This is a genomic window from Alcanivorax sp. HI0044, assembly GCF_001634945.1.
Map to the genome: position 1 here is coordinate 1 of NZ_LWEZ01000077.1, position 962 is coordinate 962.

A 962-nucleotide genomic window follows, 5' to 3' on the forward strand; every position below is an offset into this window, starting at 1 on the left:
CGTGCCCATGTACCAGACTACCAGCTACTACTTTGATGATACCCAGCATGGGGCGGATCTTTTTGATCTCAAAGTGCCGGGTAATATCTACAGTCGCATAATGAATCCGACCAACGCGGTGCTTGAAGAGCGCGTTGCGCAACTGGAGGGCGGCATCGGTGCGTTGGCCATGGCGTCAGGTATGGCGGCGATCACCGCAACCATTCAGACGCTGGCCAAAGCGGGGGACAATATTGTTTCCACCAGTCAGCTTTATGGCGGTACCTATAACTTGTTCGCGCATACCTTGCCGAATCAGGGCATTGAGGTGCGCATGGCCGATGGCCGCAATCCCCAGGCGATTGCGGATGCCATTGATGAAAAAACCAGGATGGTGTTTTGCGAATCCATCGGTAACCCGGCGGGCAACGTGGTGGATATGGCTGCGTTAGCCAAGGTGGCCCATGACGCAGGCGTGCCGCTGGTGGTGGATAATACGGTGGCGACGCCAGCATTGTGCCGGCCTTTTGAACACGGCGCTGATATTGTGGTGCACTCATTGACGAAATACATGGGCGGCCACGGCACCACCATTGCTGGCGCCATCGTGGATTCCGGCAAATTCCCCTGGAAAGATAACCCGCGTTTCCCGCAGTTCAATGAACCGGATCCCAGCTATCACGGTGTGGTGTACGTAGAGGCCATGGGTGAGGCCGCGTTCATTGGTCGTGCCCGGGTTGTGCCCTTGCGCAATATGGGTGCCGCGTTGTCACCGATGAATGCGTTCCTGATTATGCAGGGCATTGAAACCCTGAGCCTGCGCATGGAACGCCATTGCGAGAATGCCATGAAAGTGGCTGCGTACCTGCGCGACCATGCCAAGGTGAGCTGGGTGAATTTTGCCGGCCTGGAAACCGACAAGGATTATGCATTGGCGCAGCAATACATGGATGGCGGGGTGCCCTCGTCCATTCTCAGTTTTG

At 56.4% G+C, this 962-nt stretch carries 1 protein-coding gene; it reads left to right on the forward strand.

Translation table 11 applies throughout. From position 1 onward, the window contains the following. The coding region (locus A3730_RS00970) for an O-acetylhomoserine aminocarboxypropyltransferase/cysteine synthase family protein (protein ID WP_063537275.1) at positions 1-962 on the forward strand (962 nt) is incomplete at both ends.